The organism is Streptomyces sp. ATexAB-D23 (genome assembly GCF_000373645.1).
Taxonomy (GTDB): Bacteria; Actinomycetota; Actinomycetes; order Streptomycetales; family Streptomycetaceae; genus Streptomyces; species Streptomyces castrisilvae.
Genome location: NZ_KB892002.1, coordinates 216,925 through 239,751 on the forward strand (window position 1 = coordinate 216,925; position 22,827 = coordinate 239,751).

Here is a 22,827-nt window from a genome sequence, read left to right on the forward strand (position 1 = left end):
AGTGGCCCGGCTCAATGGCCCGCCCCATCCACATGGTGATCCCGCCCGTACGGGCACCGCACCCGGCCAACGGCCTTGCGCGAGGCCGGTTCCGGGCAGGAATGGCCGGGTTGGAACCGCAACAGGGACTCCCCCGAAGTGGTGAACCTCACAGTGGTCCGGGAGCGACTGTGAGGCCGGGGCCGTGGCCTCAGTCCTCACGGGGGCCGCGCAGCGCCCACAGACCCGCGCCGGAGGCCAGCACCGCCACGCCGGAGACGACGCTCAGCGCGATGTGCGTGCCGTTCTGATCCACCACGAAGCTGAGCGAGATGTTGGCCACGAGTGCGGCGAGGAGCACGGTCCACAGAAGGGGCTTCATGGGTTTCCTCCGGAGAGTGGCGGGAAGGCCGGACCGGTGTTCCGGCTGTGCCTCCATCGTTGCGGCCGCAGCGTCGCGCCACGAGGGATCTGCCTCCCGGAAGGGGGTGCAGCCCGCTACACCCTCGGGGCGCCGCCGATCGCGGTCCGCATCGCGGCGGCCGTCGCCGACGCGTCGTAGTCCGGGCCGACACCCTCCACGAGCACCAGATCGCCCGCCATGTTCCGGACCCGCAGCGGGATCAGCTCCTGGTAGGCCGGGGTGGCGTACCAGGCGCGTGCCGCGTCGATGTCGGGGAAGCCCAGCACGACCACCGCGCCCGGCCAGTCGCCCTCGATCACCTCGACGGGGGTGTTGTGGACCAGGAATCGGCCCCCGAAGGGGTCCATCGTCGACTGGATGCGGTCGATGTACTCGATGACCTCCTCGTTGGGGCGCCCGTCGGGGTACAGGTGTGCGATCGCGTAGGCGGTCATGTCTCGCCCTCCGTCTTCTGCGGCGGTCCGTCGGCTGATGGGCACCATGCTGCCGGGGGCGCCGGGACGCGTCGATTACCCGCGAGGTCATGCGGGAAGCCGCCGGGGGCCGGGGCGGCCCGCCGGCGGCGGCCGAAGCGGTGGAGGCGGGCGGCTCAGGCCGCGGCGTTCTCCGTGACGGTGACCTTGCCCTTGCGGATGGTGGCCAGGCGCGGGGCGCGACGCGCGATGGAGCTGTCGTGGGTGACCATGACGAAAGTGAGCCCGTGCTCCTTCCACAGGGTCTCCAGCACCTCCATGATCTCGTCGCGCATGGACTCGTCGAGGTTGCCGGTGGGCTCGTCGGCGAGCAGCACCTTGGGCCGCTTGACCAGGGCCCGCGCGATGGCGACGCGCTGCTGCTGACCGCCGGACATCTCGCTGGGCACATGGCCGAGACGCTCGCCGAGGCCGACCGATTCCAGCGCCTCGGCGGCTCTTCCGCGCCGCTCGGACGCCTTGACGCCCAGTGGTACGAGGGCGGTCTCGACGTTCTCCTGGGCGGTGAGCGTGGGGATGAGGTTGAAGCTCTGGAAGACGAAGCCGATGTTCTGGGCGCGCACCTTGGTGAGCTTGGCCTCGCTGAGCCCGGCGAGGTCCACGCCGTCGAGTTCGACGCTGCCCGCCGTGGGGCGGTCCAGGCCGCCGAGCATCTGGAGCAGCGTGGACTTGCCGCCTCCGGTCGGGCCCTGGATGACCAGGCGGCCGCCGTCCTCGATGGTGAGGTCGATGCCGGCGAGGGCGTGCACGGTGGACTTGCCGCGCTTGTACTGCTTGGTGACGCCTTGAAGCGTGTACATGGGGATTCTCCTGACGGGGTACGGGGTGGGCTACTCGACGCGGCGCAGCGCGTCGGCGGGGCGCAGCCGGGAGGCGCGCCAGCCGCCGAAGGCGCCCGCGATCAGCCCGCCCGCCACGGCCAGGACGACGGCGACCAGGATGATGGAGAGGGAGACGGGGGCGGTCAGCGCGATGTCGAGGGCCTTGGAGGCGCTCTGCCGGCCGGGCCCGCCGCCCCCCATCAGGCCGCCGCCGCGCATCCCTCCTCCGCCGCCGGAGGAGCCGAGCTCGGCGGTGAGGGTGGGGCTGACGGCGGTGACGGCGTACGCCCCGGCCAGGCCGATGGCGATGCCGAGGACGCCGCCCATCAGGCCGTTGACGAGGGCCTCGCCGACGACCTGGCGGGTGACCCGGCCGCTCTTCCAGCCGAGCGCCTTGAGCGTGCCGAACTCGCGCACGCGGCGGCTGACGGCCGAGGAGGTGAGGAGCCCGGCGACCAGGAACGCGGCGATCAGGACAGCGATGGAGAGCCACTTGCCGACGCCGGCGGCCAGGTCGGAGGCGGTGGAGAGGGAGCCGGACACGGTGTCCGCGAGGTCGGCGGACGTGGTGACCGTGGTGCCCGCGATGTTCTTCTGGATGGTGGCCTTGACGCTGTCGATCTTCTGCGAGTCCGCGGCCTTGACGTAGACCGTGGTGACCTTGTTCTTCGAGTCGGAGAGGGTCTGCGCCCGCTGGAGCGGGATGTAGAGGTTGGCCGCCGCGTCGCCGCTGTCGGCCGTCGAGACACCGATGATCGTGAACTCGGTCCCGCTGATGGTCACCGTCTTGCCGGTGGAGAGGCTCTTCTCCTTGGCGTAGGCGGAGTCGGCCACGGCCACCGCGGCGTTGGTCTCGGTCGCCTTGAACGTGCGGCCCGAGGTGATCTTCGACGAGGTGAGCGGGCCGAGGTCCTGCTGGGTGACGTCGGTGCCGTACACCGTGTAGGAGTTGACGTCGAAGGAGGCGCCGCCGCCCCTGACCTCGCCCTGCGGCCGGCTGCTGCCCCCGCCGCCGGGTCCGCGGCCGGTGTCCTGGGCCGTGCCGCCCTCCTGCTTGAACTCACCGCGCTTGAACTGGCCGTCCACCTTCATGACGGACAGGCTCAGCCCGCCGACCGCGCCGGCGACGCCGTCCTGCTTGCCGACCTTGTCGACGGTGGAGGACGCCAGGGTCTGGAAGCCCTGGACCATGACCCGGTCGGTGCTCTGTGTCTCGTCGTCGTCGCTGTCCTTGGCGTCGAACTCGAACTTGGGCCGTTCGCCGCTGCCGGACTTGGGGGCCGCGGCGGCCTTGGTGACGGTCATGTCCGTGCCGAGGCCGTACAGCGATTCCAGGACCTTGTCCTGGGCCTTGCTCATGCCCGAGGAGACCGAGCTGACGATGATGACGAGCGCGATGCCGAGGGCGAGCCCGGAGGCGACGACGAGCGCCGCCTTTCTGCGGCGGCGCAGCTCGCGCCGGAGGTAGGTGAAGAACATGGCGCGAGGTTAGGGACGGCTTGTGATGGTGGGTTAAGGCCACCATGAGAGCCGGATGAGAACTCCGGGTACGCCGAAGGCGGCGGCACCGGAGCCCTGTTGGGGGCCGGTGCCGCCGCCTTCGGCGTACAGGGGTGGGGAGAAGCGCCGGACGGGCCGGTCAGGCGGCGGAGCCCGCCGTCCACTCGGACCAGCTCATGTTCCAGCCGTTGAGGCCGTTGGAGGGCTGGATCGTCTTGTCCGGGGAGTTCTTCACGATGACGACGTCACCGATCATGGAGTTGTTGTAGAACCAGGCGGCGGGCTGGTTGGCGTCACCGGCGCCCTTGACGTCGGCGAGGCCGACGCAGCCGTGGCTGGTGTTGGCGCTGCCGAAGATGCCCTTGCCCCAGTAGTTGCCGTGGATGAAGGTGCCCGAGGTGGACAGCCGCATGGCGTGCGGGACGTCCTTGATGTCGTACTCGCCCTTGCCGTCGTCGTCCGTGAAGCCGACCGTCGAGCCGTCCATCCGGGTCTCCTCGTACTTCTCGGAGATCACCATCTGTCCGTTGTACGTCGGGTTGTCGGGCGAGCCGGCGGAGATCGGGATGGTCTTGATCGTCTTGCCGTCCCGGGTGACGGTCATCATGTGGGTCTTGGCGTCGACCGTCGAGACCTGGTTGCGGCCGACCTTGAAGGTGACGGTCTTCTGCTGGACGCCGTAGACGCCGTCCGAGCCCTCGACGCCGTCCAGGGACAGCTTCAGGGTGACGGTCGACCCGGCCTGCCAGTAGTCCTCGGGGCGCAGGTCCAGACGCTGCGAGTTGAACCAGTGGCCGACGACCTGCTGGCCGCTGCTGGACGTCACCTTGATGCCGTCCTGGACGGCCTTGGTGTCGGTGATCGGCTTGTTGAAGTTGATCGAGACGGGCATGCCGACGCCGACGGTGGAGCCGTCCTCGGGGGTGAAGTTCCCGATGAAGCTCTTGTCGGGCGAGACGGTGGTGAAGGAGGAGTTCTCGTGGGCCTCGCGGCCCTTGGAGTCCTCGGCCGTCGCGCTGATCTTGTAGGTGGTCGAGCGCTCCAGCTGGGCGTCGGGCTGCCAGCTCGTGCCGTCGGCGGCGAGGGTGCCCTTGACGCTGTCCCCGGCCGCGGTCGTCATGGTGACGGCGGTCAGCTTGCCCTTGGCGACGGTGACCTTGGCGGCGTTGTTGATGCTCGCGTTGGTCGCGCCGTTCTTGGGCGAGATCGTTATCTGTGCCTCGGAGGTTTCCTGGGCCGCCGCCTTGTCGACGTCGGCCGCCTGGGACTTCGAGCTCTCGGGGCTGGGACCGCCCTTGTCGCCGCCGTCGTCGCAGGCGGAAAGCACCAGTACGCCGCCGAGCAGTGCGGACGCGGCCATCAGGCCCTTGCGCCGCTTGCTGTCCGTCATCACACGCTTCTCCATCGTTGCCGAATTCCCCGAAAACCCCGAGCAGGGCCACCCGCGGACGAAACCCCGTCAATGTTCCAAGAACCCCCTGTACGGGATTCCCGTTCCACGTCCGTCGAAGATGTGGGGAACACCACTCATCGACGCCGTGCCGGGGGCGGTGGTTCCCGTGTCCGCGGCACAGGCCGGCCCCGGGCCGCCACGGGCGGGCCGGGGCCGTGTTCCCACAGGTCAGACCCGCCGCTCCGGGCCGCCGCTGCCGTCGGCCTCCTCTCCATTGTGCGGGATACCGAAGGCACCCCGGCCGCCCTCGTCCTCCCAGACGTCCTTTCCGCTGTCCCCTTCGCCGTCCTCGTCGTCCTCCCAGGCGTCCGGGTCGTCGGGGTCGTAGTCGATGCTCTCGCTGCTCCAGGAGGCCTGGGTCAGCTCGACGCCGGGCACCTCACCGACCAGGTCGAACGGGTCGATCAGCGAGGCGAGGGCCTCCGCTCCGTCTTCCCGTACCGCCGCCTCGGCACGCGTGCGTTCCTCGGCGTCCTCGCCGCCGGGCTCCCCGTACTCGGCGGCCAGGCTCTCCAGGGCGGTTCCGCTGAGGGCGTCGGGGTCGGTGATCTCCACCACCATGTCGACCCGGAGGCGGACGTACCGCGCGGAGGCGAATGTTCCAGATGACTCGGAAGTGCTCATGGGGCGGACATTAGGGCCTGTGGTCGCCATCCCTTTCCCGCGACCCGCTGCGTTCATTAGCATCGGTCCGAGCCCTCCTCACGGCTGTCGTAAAGGGGATCGATTCCGTGACCGTCACCCGCCGTCCGCTCCTGACCGCCACCGCGGCGGGGACCCTGCTGTGCGCCCTGTGGTTCGTCCCCTCGGCGAACGCCACCGACGACACCGGGCCCGCGCCCGGCACGGCGGCCGGCACCGCGTCGGTGGCCGGCGCGGACGCCGACTCCGCGACGCTCGCCGACACCGGGACGGGCGTCGACACCACGCCGTATCTGCTCGGCGGGGTGGCCTTCCTGGGCGTCGGGGCGGGTTTCGTGACCTATTCCTCTCGCCGTACGAGCGCCAGGCCCGCCGTCTGACGCGTGCGGTACGCGGGAAGCGGCCACCGGAGATGTCCGGTGGCCGCTTCCCGCGTACGGGCCGTACGCAACCCGGTCAGGCCAGCGGGCCCGTGACCGGCTCCACGGCCGAGACCAGCCCGCCCGCCCGTACGAAGGCCTCGGCGGCGGCCAGGTCGGGGGACAGGAAGCGGTCGGGTCCGGGGCCCTCGGCGCCCGCCGCCCGCAGCGCCTCGACGGCGGCGAGCGTGGCGGGGGCCGGGGTCAGCCCCTGCGCGGCGCGCAGCTCGATCGCACGGGTCGCCGCGTACAGCTCGACGGCGACGATCCGGGCGAGGTCGCCGACGGCGGTACGCAGCTTGCGCGCGGCCGACCAGCCCATCGAGACGTGGTCCTCCTGCATCGCGGAGGACGGGATGGAGTCGGCGGAGGCCGGGACGGCGAGCCGCTTCATCTCGCTGACCAGGGCGGCCTGGGTGTACTGGGCGATCATCAGGCCGGAGTCGACGCCCGCGTCGTCGGCGAGGAACGGCGGCAGCCCGTGCGAGCGGTTCTTGTCCAGCAGCCGGTCGGTGCGGCGCTCGGTGATCGAGCCGAGGTCGGCGGCGACGATGGCCAGGAAGTCCAGCACGTAGGCGACGGGCGCCCCGTGGAAGTTGCCGTTGGACTCCACCCGCCCGTCGGGCAGGACGACCGGGTTGTCCACGGAGGAGGCCAGCTCGCGGTCGGCGACGGTCGCGGCGTACGCGAGGGTGTCCCGGCCGGCCCCGTTGACCTGCGGCGCGCACCGCACCGAGTAGGCGTCCTGGACGCGCGGCGCGTCGTCCTGGTGATGACCGGTGAGGCCGGACCCGGCGAGCACCCGCAGCATGTTGTCCGCGCTTGCGCCCTGGCCGGGGTGCGGGCGGATGGCGTGCAGCTCGGGGGCGAGGACCTTGTCGGTGCCGAGCAGGGCCTCCAGGGAGAGGGCCGCGGTGATGTCGGCCGAGATGTAGAGGGTCTTCAGGTCGGCCAGGGCCATGACCAGCATGCCGAGCATGCCGTCGGTGCCGTTGAGAAGGGCCAGGCCCTCCTTCTCGCGCAGCTCGACCGGGGTGATGCCGTGCGCGGCGAGGAGTTCACCGGCCGGGCGGACGGTGCCGTCGGGGCCCTCCGCGTCGCCCTCGCCCATCAGGGTCAGCGCACAGTGCGAGAGGGGCGCCAGATCGCCGGAGCAGCCGAGCGAGCCGTACTCGTGGACGACCGGGGTGATGCCCGCGTTCAGGACGTCCGCCATGGTCTGCGCGACCTCGGGGCGTACACCGGTACGGCCGGAGGCGACCGTCTTCAGCCGCAGGAACATCAGCGCCCTGACGACCTCGCGCTCGACGTGCGGGCCCATGCCGGCGGCGTGCGAGCGGACGATGTTGCGCTGGAGCTGCGCGCGGAGCTCCGGGCTGATGTGGCGGCTGGCCAGGGCGCCGAAGCCGGTCGAGACGCCGTAGACCGGCTCGGGCTTGGCAGCGAGCGCGTCCACGATCTCGCGGGCGGCGGCCAGAGCGGCCACCGCTGCGGCGGAGAGCTCGACACGGGCGTTGCCGCGGGCCACGGCGATGACGTCCTGAGCAGTGGTACCGGACGTCCCCACCACGACTGTATGCATATCCATATTCAGCAGCGTACGGATTGAAACCCTTCATGTCACCAGCGGTCGGCGGGTTGACCCCTTACGGCTTCCAGGGGCGCCGGTCACAGTTCGGGGCGGTTGCCGCGGAGCCTGCGGCGGTCGTGCGGGGACTTCGGCGGGGAGTCGGCCAGCCGGATGACCTCGCCGTCGCGCCCCGCCACCACCGGGCGTGCCGAGCGGGCCGCCTTCGCCCGATACTGGGCCGCGTCCGCGAGCCGGAACAGCCGCCGGGCGGAGACCACCGGGCCGATCGGGTCCCCGGTGGAGGCGATCCCGCAGGCCACCCCGTTGCCGAATTCCAGCTCGGCCGCCCGCTCGCAGAGTTCGGTGGCCACGGCGACCACCTCGTCCGCCCCCGGACCCACGGCCAGCAGGCAGAACTCGTCCCCGCCGAGCCGGGCGGCCAGCGCGCCGGGCAGCATGGCCCCGCACCGGGAGAGCACCGAGCCGAAACGTTCCAGCAGCCGGTCGCCGACCGCGTGGCCATGGGTGTCGTTGACCCACTTCAGCCCGTTCAGGTCGCAGACCACCAGGCTGACCACGGCATCGTCCGCGCGGTGCCGCTCCACCGCCTCGTCCAGCCGCATGTCGACGGCCCGCCGGTTGGCGAGGCCGGTCAGCGGATCGGTGAAGGCGAGCTTGCGCACCTCCTCCAGGCGCTCGGTCTGGGCGAGCCCGGCGGCCACGACGGCGGCCAGCACGGTGGCGAAGTCGGCGTCCGCGCGCCCGAAGACCGGGGCGCCGGCCGGCCGCGCCACATACAGCTCGCCCCAGGCCCGCCCGTGCAGGACGATCGGCGCGACCACGCAGCACCCCCGCCCGCGCCGCCGCAGGGCCGCGACCCGCTGGTGGCAGTAGCCGGGCCCGTACCCGTGCGCACCGCCGGCCCCCGCCTCCCGCCCGGTCTCCCCGCCCACCGGCCCCTCGGCGGTCTCCACCCAGGCGTCCGGCTCGCCGCCGCCGGCCCACCGCTCGTGCAGGAACTCGGTGATCTCCGGGAACTGATGGACCGGATAGACCTCCTCGTCGGGGAACTCCTCCTCGCCCTCGGCCCGCTCGCCCGCGTTGACCAGGACCCTCAGCCGCCCGCGCCCGCGCTCCCAGACCGAGAGCGCCGCGAAGCTGCCGCCCAGCGCCTCGCACGCCCCCAGGGCGGCCGCTCGCCAGCACCCCCGGGGGGTGTGCGCCGCGGCCATCGTCTGCGCAAGCGAAACCACGGCCCGCAGCCGCACATCGTCACCACCCATTGCGCCAGTTTAGGGTGATATGGGACATATGATCACTTGACGACTCCGGAGCGTGATCATTTGAGCCACATTCGGATACCCAGGGTTACTCCCCCGGCCAGTTCGCCTTCCGCTTCTCGTTGAACGCGGCCACGCCCTCCGCGCGGTCCCCGGAGAAGGCCACCGACCGCCAGGCGGAGTCCTCGACCTCCAGGCCCGCCCGCAGGTCGAGCCCGTGCCCGAGCCGCAGCGCCCGCTTGGCCGCCCGCAGCCCGACCGGCGAGTTGGCCGCGATGCGCCCGGCCAGCGCGAGCGCCTCGGTCTGGTCCTCACCCTCCGCCACCAGCTCGTCCACCAGGCCCAGCTCCCGCGCCTCGGCGGCCGGCACCCGGCGGGCGCTGAAGATCAGCTCGGCCGCGCGGGCGGCACCGACCCGGCGCGGCAGCAGCTGGGTGCCACCGCCGCCCGGGATGACGCCGACGGAGACCTCGGGCAGCCCCACCACGGCGGTCGGGTCGGCCACGATCAGGTCGCAGGACAGGGCCAGCTCGAAGCCCCCGCCGAGCGCGTAGCCGTGCACCGCGGCGACGGTCGGCATCGGCAGCTCCAGCACACCCGTGTACGCGGCCCGCGCGGTGGGCCGCTGGCGCACCAGCTCGGCGTCGGTGAAGGAGTTGCGCTCCTTGAGGTCGGCGCCCACGCAGAAGGCCCGCTCGTGGCTGGAGGTGAGGACGGTGACCCGCACGTCACGGTCGGCGGCGAGCGCGTCGCAGGCGGCGGCGATCGAGCGGGCCATGTCGGTGGACACCGCGTTCATGGCCCTGGGCCGGTCGAGTACCAACTCGGCGACGTGCTCCAGGCCCTCGTGGCCCCGTACGACGACGAACTCCCCGAACCGCTGCTCGGACGTCACGGTCATGGCTGCACCCCTGTCGGTTAACGAGCGTTACCGGAGGGATGATCGCAGAGCCGCCCCGCGAACGGGAGAGCCGCCCCGCGAAAGAAAGTGCCGATCCCGAACGGGGGTGCCGGACCGGGCCGAGGGCGTACCGGACCGGGCCGAAAGAGTGCCGGACCGGGCCGAGGGAGCGCCGGACCGGCTCAGGTGGTGCCGCGGCGGGCCAGCAGCCACGGCTCGACCACGCCGAGACCGCGCACCGGGCGCTGCCACATCGGCTGAAGCCCGAAGCGGTACGCGGGCACGGCGACGGGCTCCCCGTGCGCGCCCTCCTTCTCGGCCCGCTCGGCGGCCGCGGCGGCCTCCTCCGCGGCCCGCGCCTCCGAGACCGGGGCGTCGCCCGTGCGCGTCAGCTCCTTGGCGAACGCCCCGTCCACCAGCACCGCGTCCTTCGGCGCTATCGAGGTCAGCCGGCTGGCGAGGTTCACCGTGGTGCCGAAGACATCGCCCATCCGGGTGGTGACCGTGCCGAAGGCGATGCCGACCCGCAGCGCCGGCATCGTCTCGTCCGCCGCCATCGCCTCTATGAGGCGCAGCGCGATCTCGGCGGCGGTGCCCGCGTCGTCGGCGGCGAACAGGACCTCGTCGCCGAGGGTCTTGATGAGCCGGCCCCCGTGCGCGGCGACGAGGTCGGCGCAGGTGGTCTCGAAGGACTCGACGAGTTCGCCGAGCTCCTCCTCCTCCAGACGGCGGGTCAGCCGGGTGAAACCGACGAGGTCCGCGAAGCCGACGGCCAGGCGCCGGTCGACCATCTCCTCGTCGTCGGCCGCCTGCACGACCCGGCCGGTGGCTGCGGCCAGCTGGCGCCGCCACACGTACACCAGGAATTCCTCCAGCTCCGGCAGGAGCAGCTCGACCAGCGGGTAGGTGACCTCGGTACGCGTCATGCCCGGCTCGGGCGGCTCGGTGAGGCCCTCCAGGAACGAGTCGATCTGCCATTCGGCCAGCCGGGCGGTGGTCTGCCCGGTCGACCGGGCCACCTGGATCGCCATCGGCTCGCTGAGCAGCCCGGCCTCGACCAGACCGGACAGCCGCCGCAGCGCCAGCACGTCGGCCTCGGTGAGCGCCTTGGCCTGGCCGATGTCGGCGAAGCCCATGGCCCGCCAGAAGCGGGAGGCCAGGTCCATGGAGACGCCGGCGGTGCGGGCCGCCTGGAACGGCGTGTAGCGCCGGTCGGCGCCCAGGATCAGCTGTTCCAGCCGGATCGCGAGGGGGTCGTCGGTCGGCTCGGCCGTGTGGTCGACTTCGTGGTGCGGTGTGGCGTGGACCGAGGGGTCCGACGGAGGCTGCGTGCCATCGCCGGAGGTCGTGTCGTCGACGGTCACCAGCCGCCTCCTGCCCGTTCCCTGCGCACTGCCCTGCCGATCTGTCCGTCGGTGGATCACCTCAACGATACGGCAGGTGTGCCCTACCTCACGTCCTCAGGGCCAGGGCCTGTCTTCAAACTGCCGTCGTCGCCCGAAGGGCGGCCGGGCGGCGTCAGGTGCGTGCTATCGGCGTGCGCCCGGATCGCCCTCGTACTGGACGTACTCGGGTGATTCGGGCGTACGGCGAGAGTGCGTGCCAGGCGTCGCGGCCCGCGAAGATCCTCCGGACAGGCCCTGGGCCGCCCGGACCGGGACCGCTCAGGTCAGGCCGCCCGCGGCCCCCCTCAGGTGCACGATGTCCCCCGCCGAGACCGGTTCGCGCAGCCCGTCGCCGGTGGACAGGACCAGCCGCCCGTCCCCGTCGACGGCCACCGCCTCCCCGGTGAGCGTGCGGTCGCCGGGAAGCTGGGCCCGTACGGTCCGGCCGAGGGTCGCGCAGCCGGCCGCGTACGCCTCCTGGAGACCGCTCGCCGCCGCGTCGCCGTCCGCGTCGCGCCACAGCCCGTACCAGTGCTCCAAGGAACGCAGGACGCCCCGCAGCAGCGTCTCGCGGTCGGTGGAGACGGCTCCGGCCAGGGCGAGGGAGGCTGCGGTGGGGGCGGGAAGTTCGTCGGCGCGCAGGGACACGTTGAGGCCGATGCCGATCACGACGCCGTCCCCGGCACGCTCGGCGAGGATGCCGCCGGTCTTGCGCTCCTGCCCGGACGGGGTCTCCCCCGGACGGAGCTTGTCGGAGTCCTTGGGGATGGTGACCAGCAGGTCGTTGGGCCACTTCAGGGCCATGTCCACACCCGCGCTGCGCGCCAGACCGGTCGCCGCCGCGACCCCCGTGAGCAGCGGCAGCCAGCCCCACCGCTCGGCGGGGACGGTGCCCGGGGCCAGGTAGACCGAGAAGAACAGGCCGGAGCGGGCAGGGGCCGTCCAGACGCGTTCCAGGCGTCCGCGCCCGGCGGTCTGCTCCTCGGCGACGAGGACGGTGCCCTCGGTGAGGGAGGCCGCCCGCGCGGCGAGGTCGGTGTTGGTGGAGCCCGTGCTCTGCACCACGTCCAGCGCGGTCCACAGCCCGCCGGGCCGCAGCAGGCCGCGGCGCAGCGCGGGGACGTTCAGGGGCGGCCGGTCGAGGTCCGACCAACGGCTCTGTGGCGCATCCGAAGGTGTCATGCAACCCACCCTAGGTGTGTCAAACGACGCACTGCCGAACCGTATCCGCGCCGATACGCTACGGCTCAGTAGCCGACCAGCAGCAGAGTCGTCCCCGTGACCAGGCAGGGAGCCGCCACCCGATGTCCGAGCCGGAAGAGATCGACATCCACACCACCGCGGGCAAGCTCGCGGACCTGCAGCGCCGCATCGGCGAGGCGACCCACGCGGGGTCCGCGCGCGCGGTGGAAAAGCAGCACGCGAAGGGCAAGCTGACCGCACGCGAGCGCGTGGATCTGCTGCTCGACGAGGGTTCCTTCGTGGAGCTGGACGAATTCGCCCGGCACCGCTCGACGAACTTCGGCATCGAGAAGAACCGGCCGTACGGGGACGGTGTCGTCACCGGCTACGGCACGGTCGACGGCCGCCCCGTGTGCGTGTATTCGCAGGACTTCACCATCTTCGGCGGCTCGCTGGGCGAGGTCTACGGTGAGAAGATCGTCAAGGTGATGGACTTCGCGCTGAAGACCGGCTGTCCGGTCATCGGTATCAACGACGGCGGCGGCGCCCGTATCCAGGAGGGCGTGGCGGCGCTGGGTCTCTTCGCGGAGATCTTCCGGCGCAATGTGCACGCCTCGGGTGTGGTCCCGCAGATCTCGCTGATCGTCGGCCCGTGCGCGGGCGGGGCGGTGTACTCCCCCGCGATCACCGACTTCACGGTGATGGTCGACCAGACCTCGCACATGTTCATCACGGGCCCCGACGTCATCAAGACGGTGACCGGTGAGGACGTCGCCTTCGAGGAGCTGGGCGGCGCCCGTACGCACAACACCACCTCGGGCGTCGCGCACCACATGGCGGGCGACGAGAAGGACGCCATCGAGTACGTCAAGTCGCTGCTGTCCTACCTCCCGTCGAACAACCTCTCGGAGGCCCCGGCCTTCCCGGAGGAGGCGGACCTCGCCACCACCGACGAGGACCGCGAGCTCGACGCGCTCATCCCGGACTCGGCGAACCAGCCGTACGACATGCACACCGCGATCGAGCACGTGCTGGACGACGGCGAATTCCTGGAGACCCAGGCCCTGTTCGCGCCGAACATCATCACCGGCTTCGGCCGGGTCGAGGGCTACCCCGTCGGCATCGTCGCCAACCAGCCGATGCAGTTCGCCGGCTGTCTGGACATCAACGCGAGCGAGAAGGCGGCCCGCTTCGTCCGCACCTGCGACGCGTTCAACGTGCCGGTGCTGACGTTCGTGGACGTGCCGGGCTTCCTGCCGGGCGTCGACCAGGAGTACGGCGGCATCATCCGCCGCGGTGCCAAGCTGATCTACGCGTACGCGGAGGCGACCGTCCCGCTGATCACGGTGATCACCCGCAAGGCGTTCGGCGGCGCGTACGACGTCATGGGCTCCAAGCACCTGGGCGCCGACATCAACCTCGCCTGGCCGACCGCCCAGATCGCCGTCATGGGCGCCCAGGGCGCGGTCAACATCCTGCACCGCCGCACGATCGCCGCCGTCACGGACGCCGACGAGAGGGAGGCGACCCGGACCGGGCTGATCACGGACTACGAGGACGCGCTCCTCAACCCGTACGTGGCGGCCGAGCGCGGTTACGTGGACGCGGTGATCATGCCGTCCGACACCCGGGCCCACGTGGTGAAGGGGCTGCGCCAGCTCCGCACCAAGCGCGAGTCCCTCCCGCCCAAGAAGCACGGCAACATCCCCCTCTAGAAAGGGTCCTGGCCATGATCAAGGTCGTACGGGGCAACCCGACCCCGGAGGAGCTGGCCGCCGCCCTGGCGGTGGTCCGGGCCCGCGCCGCGGCGGTGTCCGCCGTGTCGTCCGGCACCCCGGAACCGCCCGCGGGATGGTCCCACCCGAGCCGCGTGGCCCGGCACGGCCGCCACCTGCCGGGCCCCCGCGCCTGGGCCCGGACCTACTGGCCCGCGTAACCGCTGGTGACGTGTGGGGCGGCGGTTGAGTACCCGTACTCAGGCGCCGCCCCAGGACCGCCCAGGAGGATCAGGTCATGCTCTGGTCCGACCCCGAGAACAAGCCCCCCGAAGAACTGCGCGACGCGGAGAACATGATGCGCCGCGCGGGCCTGGTCCTGGCCCTGGCGATGGTCGTAGCGATGTTCGTCCTGGGCACGCGCTGAAGGTCCCGAGCCCCTCCGGCGACCGGCGAGCGGGGCGGCCGTTCAAGCCCCTCCGGCGATTGAGGAGCGGGCGCCCGGGGGCGGAGCCCCCGCAACGAACCCGCACACCCCCCGCCTCCGTACGATGGCGGTCATGACCGCCCAGCGCCTCGTTCTCGCCTCCGCCTCCCCCGCCCGCCTCGGCCTCCTGCGCCAAGCCGGCTTCGCACCGGAGGTGATCGTCAGCGGCGTCGACGAGGACGCCCTGAGCGCCCCCACCCCCGCCGAACTCGCCCTCGTGCTCGCCGAGGCCAAGGCGGCGGTCGTGGCGGCGCTCCCGGAGGCCGCCGGCGCCCTGGTGATCGGCTGCGACTCGGTGCTCGAACTCGACGGCGAGGCGCTCGGCAAGCCGGCCGACGCCGAGGAGGCCACCGCCCGCTGGAAGTCGATGCGCGGCCGGGCCGGGGTACTGCGGACCGGGCACAGCCTGACGGACACCGCGACCGGCCGGACGGTGTCGCGGACGGCGTCGACCACGGTCCGCTTCGGTGAGCCGTCGGACGCCGAGATCGCCGCCTACGTGGCCTCGGGCGAACCGCTGTACGTGGCGGGGGCGTTCACCCTCGACGGGCGCTCGGCGCCCTTCGTCGACTCCATCGAGGGCGACCCGGGCAACGTCATCGGGCTTTCGCTGCCGCTGCTGCGGCAGCTGCTGGGCGAGCTGGGCATCTCGGTCACCGAGCTCTGGGCCTGAGCCCCGGCGGCCACGCTCAGGCGGGGGCGGGCGCGGCCGGCTTCTCGGGCTCCGGCCCGGGTCCGGCCTTCCGCCCGGCGTCCGGCGCGGCGCCCTCGGGGCCGTACGCCACCAGCGCCAGCACGATCAGGCCGAGCACCACCATCATCCAGGCGAACGCCGGCCAGCCGACGAGTCCGACGGTCAGCGCCCCGAGCACCCCGTGGACGACCGCGCAGCAGATGAGCACGGTGCGCGCGACGCGGCCGGGGGCCCGGTCGCGGGCGCCCGTAAGGACGAGGAGCGCGGCGCACAGGAGCAGGAAGAGACCGGACACGCCGCCGAGCACCCAGGTGCCCTTGGACATGGCGCCGGGGTCCGTACCCGCCAGGGACATGTCCTGGTTCTTGACGACCGTGCCGAGGACCACGTTGATGATCACGATCCCGACGGCTTCCACGGCCAGCACGAGCGCGGCTATGAAAGCCACCAGCCTGCGCACCACGACGCTCACCCCCTGTTACCTGCAGTACGTGCGATAGCGCGGACCCTACTAACGGGTAATGGCCACGACAAGAGCCAGGGAGAACCCCGACGGACCCCTATCCGTCCGGGCTTTCGTGCGTCGGGCAAAGAATTACCCACCCCTTAGTGGGAACTCCACAAAGAATCACGGCCAGTCGCTGCCCGTGCCGATAGAGACCTGGGCCACACCTGATCGCTACTGTGCGGTTTCAGAACCCGGCGTACCGTGGTGGCACAAGGGATTTCGCGACTTGAGCATGGCTCGAATCACACTCCGTGTGGGCAAGCTCACCATTGGGGACGGGTCGTAGGACCGTGTCGGTTGTCCCTAAACTCAGCTTGTTTCAAGGAGGGAGCCATCGTGCGCAAGGTGCTCATCGCCAACCGTGGCGAAATTGCTGTCCGTGTTGCTCGGGCCTGCCGGGACGCGGGAATCGGGAGCGTGGCCGTCTACGCAGACCCGGACCGCGACGCTCTGCACGTGCGTGCGGCCGACGAGGCATTCGCTCTGGGCGGTGACACCCCGGCGGCCAGCTATCTGGACATCGCCAAGGTGCTCCAGGCTGCCAAGGACTCCGGGGCGGACGCGATCCACCCGGGTTACGGCTTCCTCTCGGAGAACGCCGAGTTCGCCCAGGCCGTGCTGGACGCCGGTCTGACGTGGATCGGTCCGCCGCCGCAGGCGATCCGGGACCTCGGTGACAAGGTCGCCGCCCGCCACATCGCGCAGCGCGCGGGTGCCCCGCTCGTCGCGGGCACCCCGGACCCGGTCGAGGGTTCCGCCGAGGTCGTCGCCTTCGCCGAGGAGCACGGGCTGCCGATCGCGATCAAGGCCGCCTTCGGTGGCGGCGGTCGCGGTCTGAAGGTCGCGCGCACCCTGGAGGAGATCCCGGAGCTGTACGACTCCGCGGTCCGTGAGGCCGTCGCCGCGTTCGGGCGCGGGGAGTGCTTCGTGGAGCGCTACCTCGACAAGCCGCGGCACGTGGAGACCCAGTGCCTGGCCGACACCCACGGCAACGTGGTCGTCGTCTCGACGCGTGACTGCTCGCTCCAGCGCCGCCACCAGAAGCTCGTGGAGGAGGCCCCGGCCCCCTTCCTGTCCGACGAGCAGAACGCCCAGTTGTACGCGGCGTCCAAGGCGATCCTGAAGGAGGCCGGCTACGTCGGCGCCGGCACGGTCGAGTTCCTCGTCGGCCTGGACGGCACGATCTCCTTCCTGGAGGTCAACACCCGCCTCCAGGTGGAGCACCCGGTGACCGAGGAGGTCTCCGGCATCGACCTGGTCCGCGAGATGTTCCGGATCGCCGACGGCGAGGAGCTGGGTTACGACGACCCCGCCGGGCGCGGTCACTCGATCGAGTTCCGGATCAACGGCGAGGACCCGGGCCGCGGCTTCCTGCCGGCCCCGGGCACCGTCACCCGCTTCGACCCGCCGACCGGCCCCGGCGTCCGGCTCGACGCGGGCGTCGAGTCCGGCTCGGTCATCGGCCCGGCCTGGGACTCGCTGCTGGCGAAGCTCATCGTGACCGGTGCGACGCGTGAGCAGGCGCTCCAGCGCGCGGCCCGCGCACTGGCCGAGTTCCACGTCGAGGGCATGGCCACCGCCATCCCGTTCCACCGCGCGGTCGTGACGGACCCGGCGTTCACCGCCGACCCGTTCCGCGTCCACACCCGCTGGATCGAGACGGAGTTCGTCAACGAGATCAAGCCGTTCGCCGCTCCCGCCGAGGCGGACGCGGACGACGAGTCCGGCCGCGAGACGGTCGTCGTCGAGGTCGGCGGCAAGCGCCTGGAGGTCTCGCTGCCCTCCTCGCTCGGCATGAGCCTGGCCCGTACGGGCCTCGCGGCGGGCGCCAAGCCCAAGCGGCGCGCGGCGAAGAAGTCCGGTTCCGCCGTCTCCGGCGACACCCTCGCCTCCCCGATGCAGGGCACGATCGTGAAGATCGCCGTGGAGGAGGGCCAGGAGGTCAAGGAGGGCGACCTGATCGTCGTCCTGGAGGCCATGAAGATGGAGCAGCCGCTGAACGCGCACCGCTCCGGCACGGTCAAGGGCCTGTCCGCCGAGGTCGGCAGCTCGATCTCGTCCGGCGCGGCCATCTGCGAGATCAAGGACTGACGCCGGGGCCCGTCCCCGTACCCCTCCGCCGCCCCGGTCATGTCATTGGACGTGACCGGGGCACCGGTCGTTCGGGGCCCCGGTACGGGCCGTACCGCCGGCCGCACGATGGCATCCTGGGAACCGGGAGACAGGGAGGACCGCACCATGGCGATGAGCACGGCAGGGACGCCGGCCCGGCCCATGCGTGCCGACGCGCGCCGCAATTACGGCCGACTGCTGGCCGAGGCCCGTAGCGCCTTCGCGGAACACGGCACCGACGCGTCCCTGGAGGACGTGGCGCGGCGTGCGGGCGTGGGCATCGGCACGCTGTACCGCCACTTCCCGACCAGGCACGCGCTGATGAGCGCCGTCTTCGAGGAGGCGGTGACGTCCCTCATCACCCGCTCCCGCGACCTGGCCGAAGCGGAGCGGCCGTGTGCCGCGCTGGTGGAGTGGCTGGGGGCGATCGTCACTCATGCGGGTGAGTATCGCGGCCTGGCGCAGGCGCTCATGTCCACCTGCCGCGACGAGAGTTCGGCCCTTGCCCGGTGCAATACGCCGCTGCGCGAGGCGGGTTCGGCGCTGCTGACCCGCGCACAGGAGAGCGGCTCGGTCCGGGCGGACGTGTCCATAGACGACCTGATGCAACTGACCAACGCCATCGCCCTGGCCGCCGAACAGTCCCCGGACGACCCGGAACTGGCGGACCGACTCCTGACCCTGACCCTACGAGGCGTGCAGTCAACCCCTTCCGGCATGGGCCGGCACCCCACCTCAAGCCCCTCCGACGACCAATCAAGCCCCTCCGAGGACCGCTCAAGCCCCTCCGGCGGTTGAGGAGCAGGGGTCCGGGGGCGGCGCCCCCGCAACGAACCCGTGCCCGCCGCCCCCTACCGTCGCCGAAGATCCGCCACCCGAGCCCGCTCGCGCTCCCGCTCCCGCTCCCCACTCCCCGGCTCCACCGGCACCCCCCGCAACGCCTGCCCATGCGTACGCCGCTGCCCGGGCAACGGCATCTCGCGCCGCCCTCCCCGCCCCGCCCCCGAAGCGCCGTCACCGGACACCGAAGCGGCGGCCCCGGAAGCGGCGGCAGCCGCCCCCGCCCCCGCGACAGCGATCTGCACGCCCTGGTCGGCCAGCGCCTGCAACTCCGCCGCCGCCCGGTCGTCGTGCGCGGCGGGCTCGTCCGTCACCAGGTGGGTGATGAGATCCGTCGGCACGGTCTGGAACATCGTGTCGGAGCCGAGCTTGGTGTGGTCCGCGAGGACCACCACCTCCGCCGCGGCCTGCACCAGCGCCCGGTCCACGCTCGCGGAGAGCATGTTGGACGTGGACAGCCCGCGCTCGGCGGTGAGCCCGCTCCCGGACAGGAACGCGCGGGAGACCCGCAGCCCCTGGAGCGACTGCTCGGCGCCACTGCCCACCAGGGCGTAGTTGGAGCCGCGCAGGGTGCCGCCGGTCATCACGACTTCCACCCGGTTGGCGTGGGCCAGCGCCTGGGCGACGAGCAGTGAGTTGGTGACGACGGTCAGGCCGGGGACGCGCGCGAGCCGGCGGGCCAGCTCCTGCGTGGTCGTACCGGCACCGACCACAATGGCCTCGCCCTCTTCGACGAGGCCGGCGGCCAGGTCGGCGATGGCCGTTTTCTCCGCGGTGGCGAGGTGGGATTTCTGCGGAAAGCCGGACTCCCGCGTAAAACCGCCCGGCAAGACCGCACCGCCGTGCCGGCGGTCGAGGAGTCCTTCTGCCTCCAGCGCCCGCACGTCCCGCCGTACGGTCACTTCGGAGGTCTGGACGACGCGGGCGAGCTCACGGAGCGATACCGCCCCGTTGGCGCGCACCATTTCGAGGATCAACTGACGACGTTCTGCAGCGAACACGAAACTGACAGTAACGTGACGCCCGAGTGTTTTCAGCAGTTTGCGCCGAATGGAAGAAGTTGGACATCCAGGCGGCCACCAAGTGGTATAGGCGGCCGCCTTGTTGTCCTCTGCTGATCGGGCGGCGGTCGCGCAGCCGCCCGACTTGGCGGTTACGCCTCGCCCGTGCGCTTACGGCTGTGCAGCTGGCGGGCCACTTCGGCGATCGAACCCGACAGGGACGGGTACACAGTGAAGGCGTTTGCGATCTGCTCGACCGTCAGATTGTTGTCGACCGCGATCGAGATGGGGTGGATCAGCTCGCTCGCGCGGGGGGCGACGACGCAGCCGCCGACCACGATGCCGGTGCCGGGCCGGCAGAAGATCTTGACGAAGCCGTCCCGGATGCCCTGCATCTTGGCGCGCGGGTTGCGCAGCAGCGGCAGCTTGACGGCCAGGGCCTCGATCTTGCCCGCGTCCACGTCCGCCTGGCTGTAGCCGACGGTCGCGATCTCCGGGTCGGTGAAGACGTTCGATGAGACCGTCTTCAGGTTCAGCGGGGCCACCGCGTCGCCCAGGAAGTGGTACATCGCGATCCGGCCCTGCATGGCGGCGACGGAGGCGAGCGCGAAGATGCCGGTGACGTCACCGGCCGCGTAGACCCCGGGCGCACTGGTGCGGGAGACCTTGTCGGTCCAGATGTGGCCGGACTCCTTGAGCCGGACACCCGCCTCCTCCAGCCCCATGCCGGCGGTGTTGGGGATGGCGCCGACCGCCATCAGGCAGTGCGAACCGGAGATGACCCGGCCGTCGGCGAGGGTCACCTCGACCCGGTCGCCGACGCGCTTGGCGGACTGGGCGCGGGAGCGGGCCATGACATTCATGCCGCGGCGCCGGAAGACGTCCTCCAGGACGGCGGCGGCGTCGGGGTCCTCGCCGGGCAGGACCCGGTCGCGGGAGGAGACGAGGGTGACGCGTGAGCCGAGCGCCTGGTAGGCGCCGGCGAACTCGGCGCCCGTGACACCCGAGCCGACGACGATGAGCTCCTGCGGCAGCTCGTCGAGGTCGTAGACCTGGGTCCAGTTCAGGATGCGCTCGCCGTCGGGGAGGGCGTCGGGGATCTCCCGGGGGTGGCCGCCGGTCGCGATCAGCACGGCGTCAGCGGTGAGCGTCTCCTCCGTACCGTCGGCCGCCGCGACGACGACCTGTCGGGAGCCGTCGGCGGCCTGGAGGCCCTCCAGCCGGCCGCGCCCTCGCATCACGCGCGCGCCGGCCCGGGTGACGGATGCGGTGATGTCGTGGGACTGGGCGAGCGCCAGGCGCTTCACACGGCGGTTGACCTTCCCCAGATCGACACCGACCACACGCGCGGCCCGCTCCATGTGGGGCGTGTCGTCAGCGACGATGATGCCCAGCTCCTCGTACGAGGAGTCGAAGGTGGTCATCACCTCCGCCGTCGCGATCAGGGTCTTCGATGGCACGCAGTCGGTGAGGACGGACGCGCCGCCGAGGCCGTCACAGTCGACGACGGTCACCTCCGCGCCGAGCTGGGCGCCCACCAGTGCCGCCTCGTACCCGCCGGGTCCGCCGCCGATGATCACGATCCGGGTCACGAAAAGTCCGCCTCGCGTTTCTCGTCCCGCGGCCGTCTGCTGCCCCGGCCGGGGGTCCGGGGGATCGCCCCGGGGGAATGCAGTACGTACTTCATTGTCCCGCACGCGCCAAGGTGCTTCGCCCCGGGGCCCTCCATACGTGCGCCGGGGCGCACGGCGCACGGCAGGACCGGGGGATCCGCCCCTTCGGGCAGCTCCCCTGATTCCCCTTCTCCCGGGGGGCCTTCCTCACAGGAACCGCCGCTCCCGGCGCCACCTCCCGTACCCTCGGTTCCATGTCGCTCTACGCCGCGTACGCCGGCAACCTCGACGCGCGGCTGATGACGCGCCGCGCCCCGCACTCACCGCTGCGCGGCACCGGCTGGCTCAACGGCTGGCGGCTGACCTTCGGCGGGGAGCAGATGGGCTGGGAGGGCGCGCTGGCCACCGTGGTGGAGGCGCCGCGCTCGCAGGTGTTCGTGGCCCTGTACGACCTGGCGCCCATGGACGAGGACTCCATGGACCGCTGGGAGGGCGTCGGGCTGGACATCTACCGCCGCATGCGGATCCGGGTGCACACCCTGGACGGCGAGGAGCCGGCCTGGATCTATGTGCTGAACGGCTACGAGGGCGGGCTTCCGTCCGCCCGCTACTTGGGCGAGATCGCCGACGCGGCCGATTCCGCGGGCGCGCCGCACGATTATGTGATGGAACTCCGCAAACGCCCCTGCTGACCCCCGGGACGGCCCGGGGCGCGGCGGAAGCGGCCCTGACCTGCCCTTTCGCGGCCGACTAGACCGTCGGCCGGGGCCCGATTGTGAGAACACACGAACGAACGCGGCGAGACTCTGTGCGGGATCATCTACGCGCGTAGGGAATCAGCGGTTACGCTCATCCGCGTGAACGCATCACTTATTCCGGACCACATCCAGGGCGACCCGTACGCCGCCGCCGACGACGCCGCCGCCCGCCTGCGCGAGCTGACCGGTGCCGAGACCCACGACGTCGCCCTCGTGATGGGCTCCGGCTGGGCGCCCGCCGGTGCCGCGCTCGGTGTCCCGGAGGCCGAGTTCCCGGTGACCGCGCTCCCCGGCTTCCCCGCACCCGCCGTCGAGGGCCACGGCGGCACGGTCCGCTCGCACGTGATCGGTGACAAGCGCGCCCTGGTGTTCCTGGGCCGTACGCACTTCTACGAGGGCCGCGGCGTCGCCGCCGTGGCGCACGGGGTGCGCACCGCGGTCGCCGCGGGCTGCCGGACCGTGATCCTGACGAACGGCTGCGGCGGTCTGCGCGAGGGGATGCGTCCCGGGCAGCCGGTCCTGATCAGCGACCACATCAACCTGACCGCCGCGTCGCCGATCGTCGGCGCGAACTTCGTCGACCTGACCGACCTGTACTCGCCGCGGCTGCGGGCGCTGTGCAAGGAGGTCGACGCGACGCTCGAAGAGGGCGTGTACGTGCAGTTCCCCGGCCCGCACTACGAGACGCCGGCCGAGATCGGCATGGTCCGCGTCATGGGCGGCGACCTCGTCGGCATGTCCACGGTCCTGGAAGCGATCGCGGCCCGCGAGGCGGGCGCGGAGGTCCTCGGCCTCTCCCTGGTGACGAACCTGGCGGCGGGGCTCAGCGGTGAGCCGCTGAACCACGAGGAGGTCCTTCAGGCGGGCCGCGACTCGGCGACCCGGATGGGGTCCCTGCTGGCCAGGGTGCTGGACCGAATCTGAGGGACCGCTGTGGGGGCGCTGCCCCCGCACCCCCGGAACGGAGCCCCAGAACCCAGCCCCTCCGGCGCTTGAGGAGCGGGGTCCGGGGCGGAGCCCCGGTTACGGGAAGGGGCGGGCAGGGGAACAAGCCCGCCGCAGGCGCAACG

At 71.9% G+C, this 22,827-nt stretch carries 23 protein-coding genes; 9 read left to right on the forward strand and 14 right to left on the reverse strand.

Annotated elements, in window-relative coordinates:
- Positions 1–190: 190 nt before the first annotated feature.
- From B082_RS39405 to B082_RS0103390, 6 genes are all read right to left on the reverse strand, one after another.
- Positions 191–361 (reverse strand): hypothetical protein, encoded by a 171-nt coding sequence (locus tag B082_RS39405; protein ID WP_018550405.1) that lies wholly within the window; start codon positions 359–361, stop codon positions 191–193.
- A gap of 116 nt (positions 362–477) precedes the next feature.
- Positions 478–837, reverse strand: coding sequence for a DUF1330 domain-containing protein (locus B082_RS0103370; RefSeq protein ID WP_018550406.1), 360 nt, complete (start codon positions 835–837; stop codon positions 478–480).
- A gap of 155 nt (positions 838–992) precedes the next feature.
- Positions 993–1,676, reverse strand: a complete 684-nt coding sequence (locus B082_RS0103375; protein WP_018550407.1) for an ABC transporter ATP-binding protein — start codon at positions 1,674–1,676, stop codon at positions 993–995.
- A gap of 30 nt (positions 1,677–1,706) precedes the next feature.
- A complete protein-coding gene (locus B082_RS0103380) occupies positions 1,707–3,176 on the reverse strand; it encodes an ABC transporter permease (RefSeq protein ID WP_018550408.1) in 1,470 nt (489 codons plus the stop codon).
- Between the two features lie 160 nt (positions 3,177–3,336).
- A complete protein-coding gene (locus tag B082_RS0103385; protein ID WP_018550409.1) occupies positions 3,337–4,602 on the reverse strand; it encodes a L,D-transpeptidase in 1,266 nt (421 codons plus the stop codon).
- Between the two features lie 216 nt (positions 4,603–4,818).
- Complete coding sequence (locus B082_RS0103390; protein WP_018550410.1) at positions 4,819–5,211, reverse strand: hypothetical protein; 393 nt, start codon at positions 5,209–5,211, stop codon at positions 4,819–4,821.
- Between the two features lie 170 nt (positions 5,212–5,381).
- Here B082_RS0103390 and B082_RS0103395 point away from each other — a divergent pair, with 170 nt between their 5' ends.
- On the forward strand, positions 5,382–5,672 hold the full coding sequence (locus tag B082_RS0103395; RefSeq protein WP_018550411.1) for a hypothetical protein: 291 nt from the start codon (positions 5,382–5,384) through the stop codon (positions 5,670–5,672).
- A gap of 76 nt (positions 5,673–5,748) precedes the next feature.
- Here the strand turns inward: B082_RS0103395 and hutH are convergent, their stop codons facing one another.
- The 5 genes from hutH to B082_RS0103420 all read right to left on the reverse strand — a co-directional run bounded on the left by hutH (position 5,749) and on the right by B082_RS0103420 (position 12,029).
- Complete coding sequence (gene hutH / locus B082_RS0103400) at positions 5,749–7,299, reverse strand: histidine ammonia-lyase (RefSeq protein WP_078622479.1); 1,551 nt, start codon at positions 7,297–7,299, stop codon at positions 5,749–5,751.
- 80 nt (positions 7,300–7,379) lie between these two features.
- Positions 7,380–8,564, reverse strand: coding sequence for a GGDEF domain-containing protein (locus B082_RS0103405; RefSeq protein WP_026249385.1), 1,185 nt, complete (start codon positions 8,562–8,564; stop codon positions 7,380–7,382).
- Between the two features lie 85 nt (positions 8,565–8,649).
- Positions 8,650–9,462, reverse strand: coding sequence for an enoyl-CoA hydratase/isomerase family protein (locus B082_RS0103410; RefSeq protein ID WP_018550414.1), 813 nt, complete (start codon positions 9,460–9,462; stop codon positions 8,650–8,652).
- A 182-nt stretch (positions 9,463–9,644) separates the two neighbouring features.
- Positions 9,645–10,826 carry an adenylate/guanylate cyclase domain-containing protein gene (locus B082_RS0103415; protein ID WP_018550415.1) on the reverse strand — a complete coding sequence of 394 codons (1,182 nt, stop codon included), beginning with the start codon at positions 10,824–10,826 and terminating at the stop codon, positions 9,645–9,647.
- A gap of 300 nt (positions 10,827–11,126) precedes the next feature.
- A complete protein-coding gene (locus B082_RS0103420; protein WP_018550416.1) occupies positions 11,127–12,029 on the reverse strand; it encodes a biotin--[acetyl-CoA-carboxylase] ligase in 903 nt (300 codons plus the stop codon).
- A 122-nt stretch (positions 12,030–12,151) separates the two neighbouring features.
- On the opposite strand from B082_RS0103420, the gene B082_RS0103425 reads away from it, so the two are divergent.
- From B082_RS0103425 to B082_RS0103440, 4 genes are all read left to right on the forward strand, one after another.
- Entirely contained in the window at positions 12,152–13,744 is a 1,593-nt protein-coding gene (locus B082_RS0103425) for an acyl-CoA carboxylase subunit beta (protein WP_018550417.1), read from the forward strand.
- A 14-nt stretch (positions 13,745–13,758) separates the two neighbouring features.
- Positions 13,759–13,965, forward strand: coding sequence for an acyl-CoA carboxylase epsilon subunit (locus B082_RS0103430; RefSeq protein WP_018550418.1), 207 nt, complete (start codon positions 13,759–13,761; stop codon positions 13,963–13,965).
- 77 nt (positions 13,966–14,042) lie between these two features.
- A complete protein-coding gene (gene mmpB, locus B082_RS40215; protein WP_018550419.1) occupies positions 14,043–14,171 on the forward strand; it encodes a morphogenic membrane protein MmpB in 129 nt (42 codons plus the stop codon).
- Positions 14,172–14,295: 124 nt separating this feature from the next.
- Positions 14,296–14,904: a Maf family protein gene (locus tag B082_RS0103440; RefSeq protein WP_018550420.1), complete on the forward strand. Its 609-nt coding sequence runs from the start codon at positions 14,296–14,298 to the stop codon at positions 14,902–14,904.
- A gap of 16 nt (positions 14,905–14,920) precedes the next feature.
- Here B082_RS0103440 and B082_RS0103445 read toward each other — a convergent pair whose 3' ends face one another.
- Positions 14,921–15,397: a hypothetical protein gene (locus B082_RS0103445; protein WP_018550421.1), complete on the reverse strand. Its 477-nt coding sequence runs from the start codon at positions 15,395–15,397 to the stop codon at positions 14,921–14,923.
- Between the two features lie 372 nt (positions 15,398–15,769).
- Here B082_RS0103445 and B082_RS0103450 point away from each other — a divergent pair, with 372 nt between their 5' ends.
- Together B082_RS0103450 and B082_RS0103455 are read left to right on the forward strand one after the other, a co-directional pair.
- Entirely contained in the window at positions 15,770–17,524 is a 1,755-nt protein-coding gene (locus B082_RS0103450; protein WP_026249386.1) for an acetyl/propionyl/methylcrotonyl-CoA carboxylase subunit alpha, read from the forward strand.
- Between the two features lie 147 nt (positions 17,525–17,671).
- On the forward strand, positions 17,672–18,343 hold the full coding sequence (locus B082_RS0103455) for a TetR/AcrR family transcriptional regulator (protein ID WP_018550423.1): 672 nt from the start codon (positions 17,672–17,674) through the stop codon (positions 18,341–18,343).
- A gap of 53 nt (positions 18,344–18,396) precedes the next feature.
- Here B082_RS0103455 and B082_RS0103460 read toward each other — a convergent pair whose 3' ends face one another.
- Entirely contained in the window at positions 18,397–19,350 is a 954-nt protein-coding gene (locus B082_RS0103460) for a DeoR/GlpR family DNA-binding transcription regulator (protein WP_018550424.1), read from the reverse strand.
- 188 nt (positions 19,351–19,538) lie between these two features.
- Complete coding sequence (locus B082_RS0103465; protein ID WP_018550425.1) at positions 19,539–20,978, reverse strand: NAD(P)H-quinone dehydrogenase; 1,440 nt, start codon at positions 20,976–20,978, stop codon at positions 19,539–19,541.
- Positions 20,979–21,253: 275 nt separating this feature from the next.
- Between B082_RS0103465 and B082_RS0103470 the strand changes: the two genes are divergently transcribed.
- Positions 21,254–21,691, forward strand: coding sequence for a gamma-glutamylcyclotransferase (locus B082_RS0103470; protein ID WP_018519118.1), 438 nt, complete (start codon positions 21,254–21,256; stop codon positions 21,689–21,691).
- Between the two features lie 165 nt (positions 21,692–21,856).
- On the forward strand, positions 21,857–22,681 hold the full coding sequence (locus B082_RS0103475; RefSeq protein WP_018550426.1) for a purine-nucleoside phosphorylase: 825 nt from the start codon (positions 21,857–21,859) through the stop codon (positions 22,679–22,681).
- Positions 22,682–22,827 lie beyond the last annotated feature (146 nt).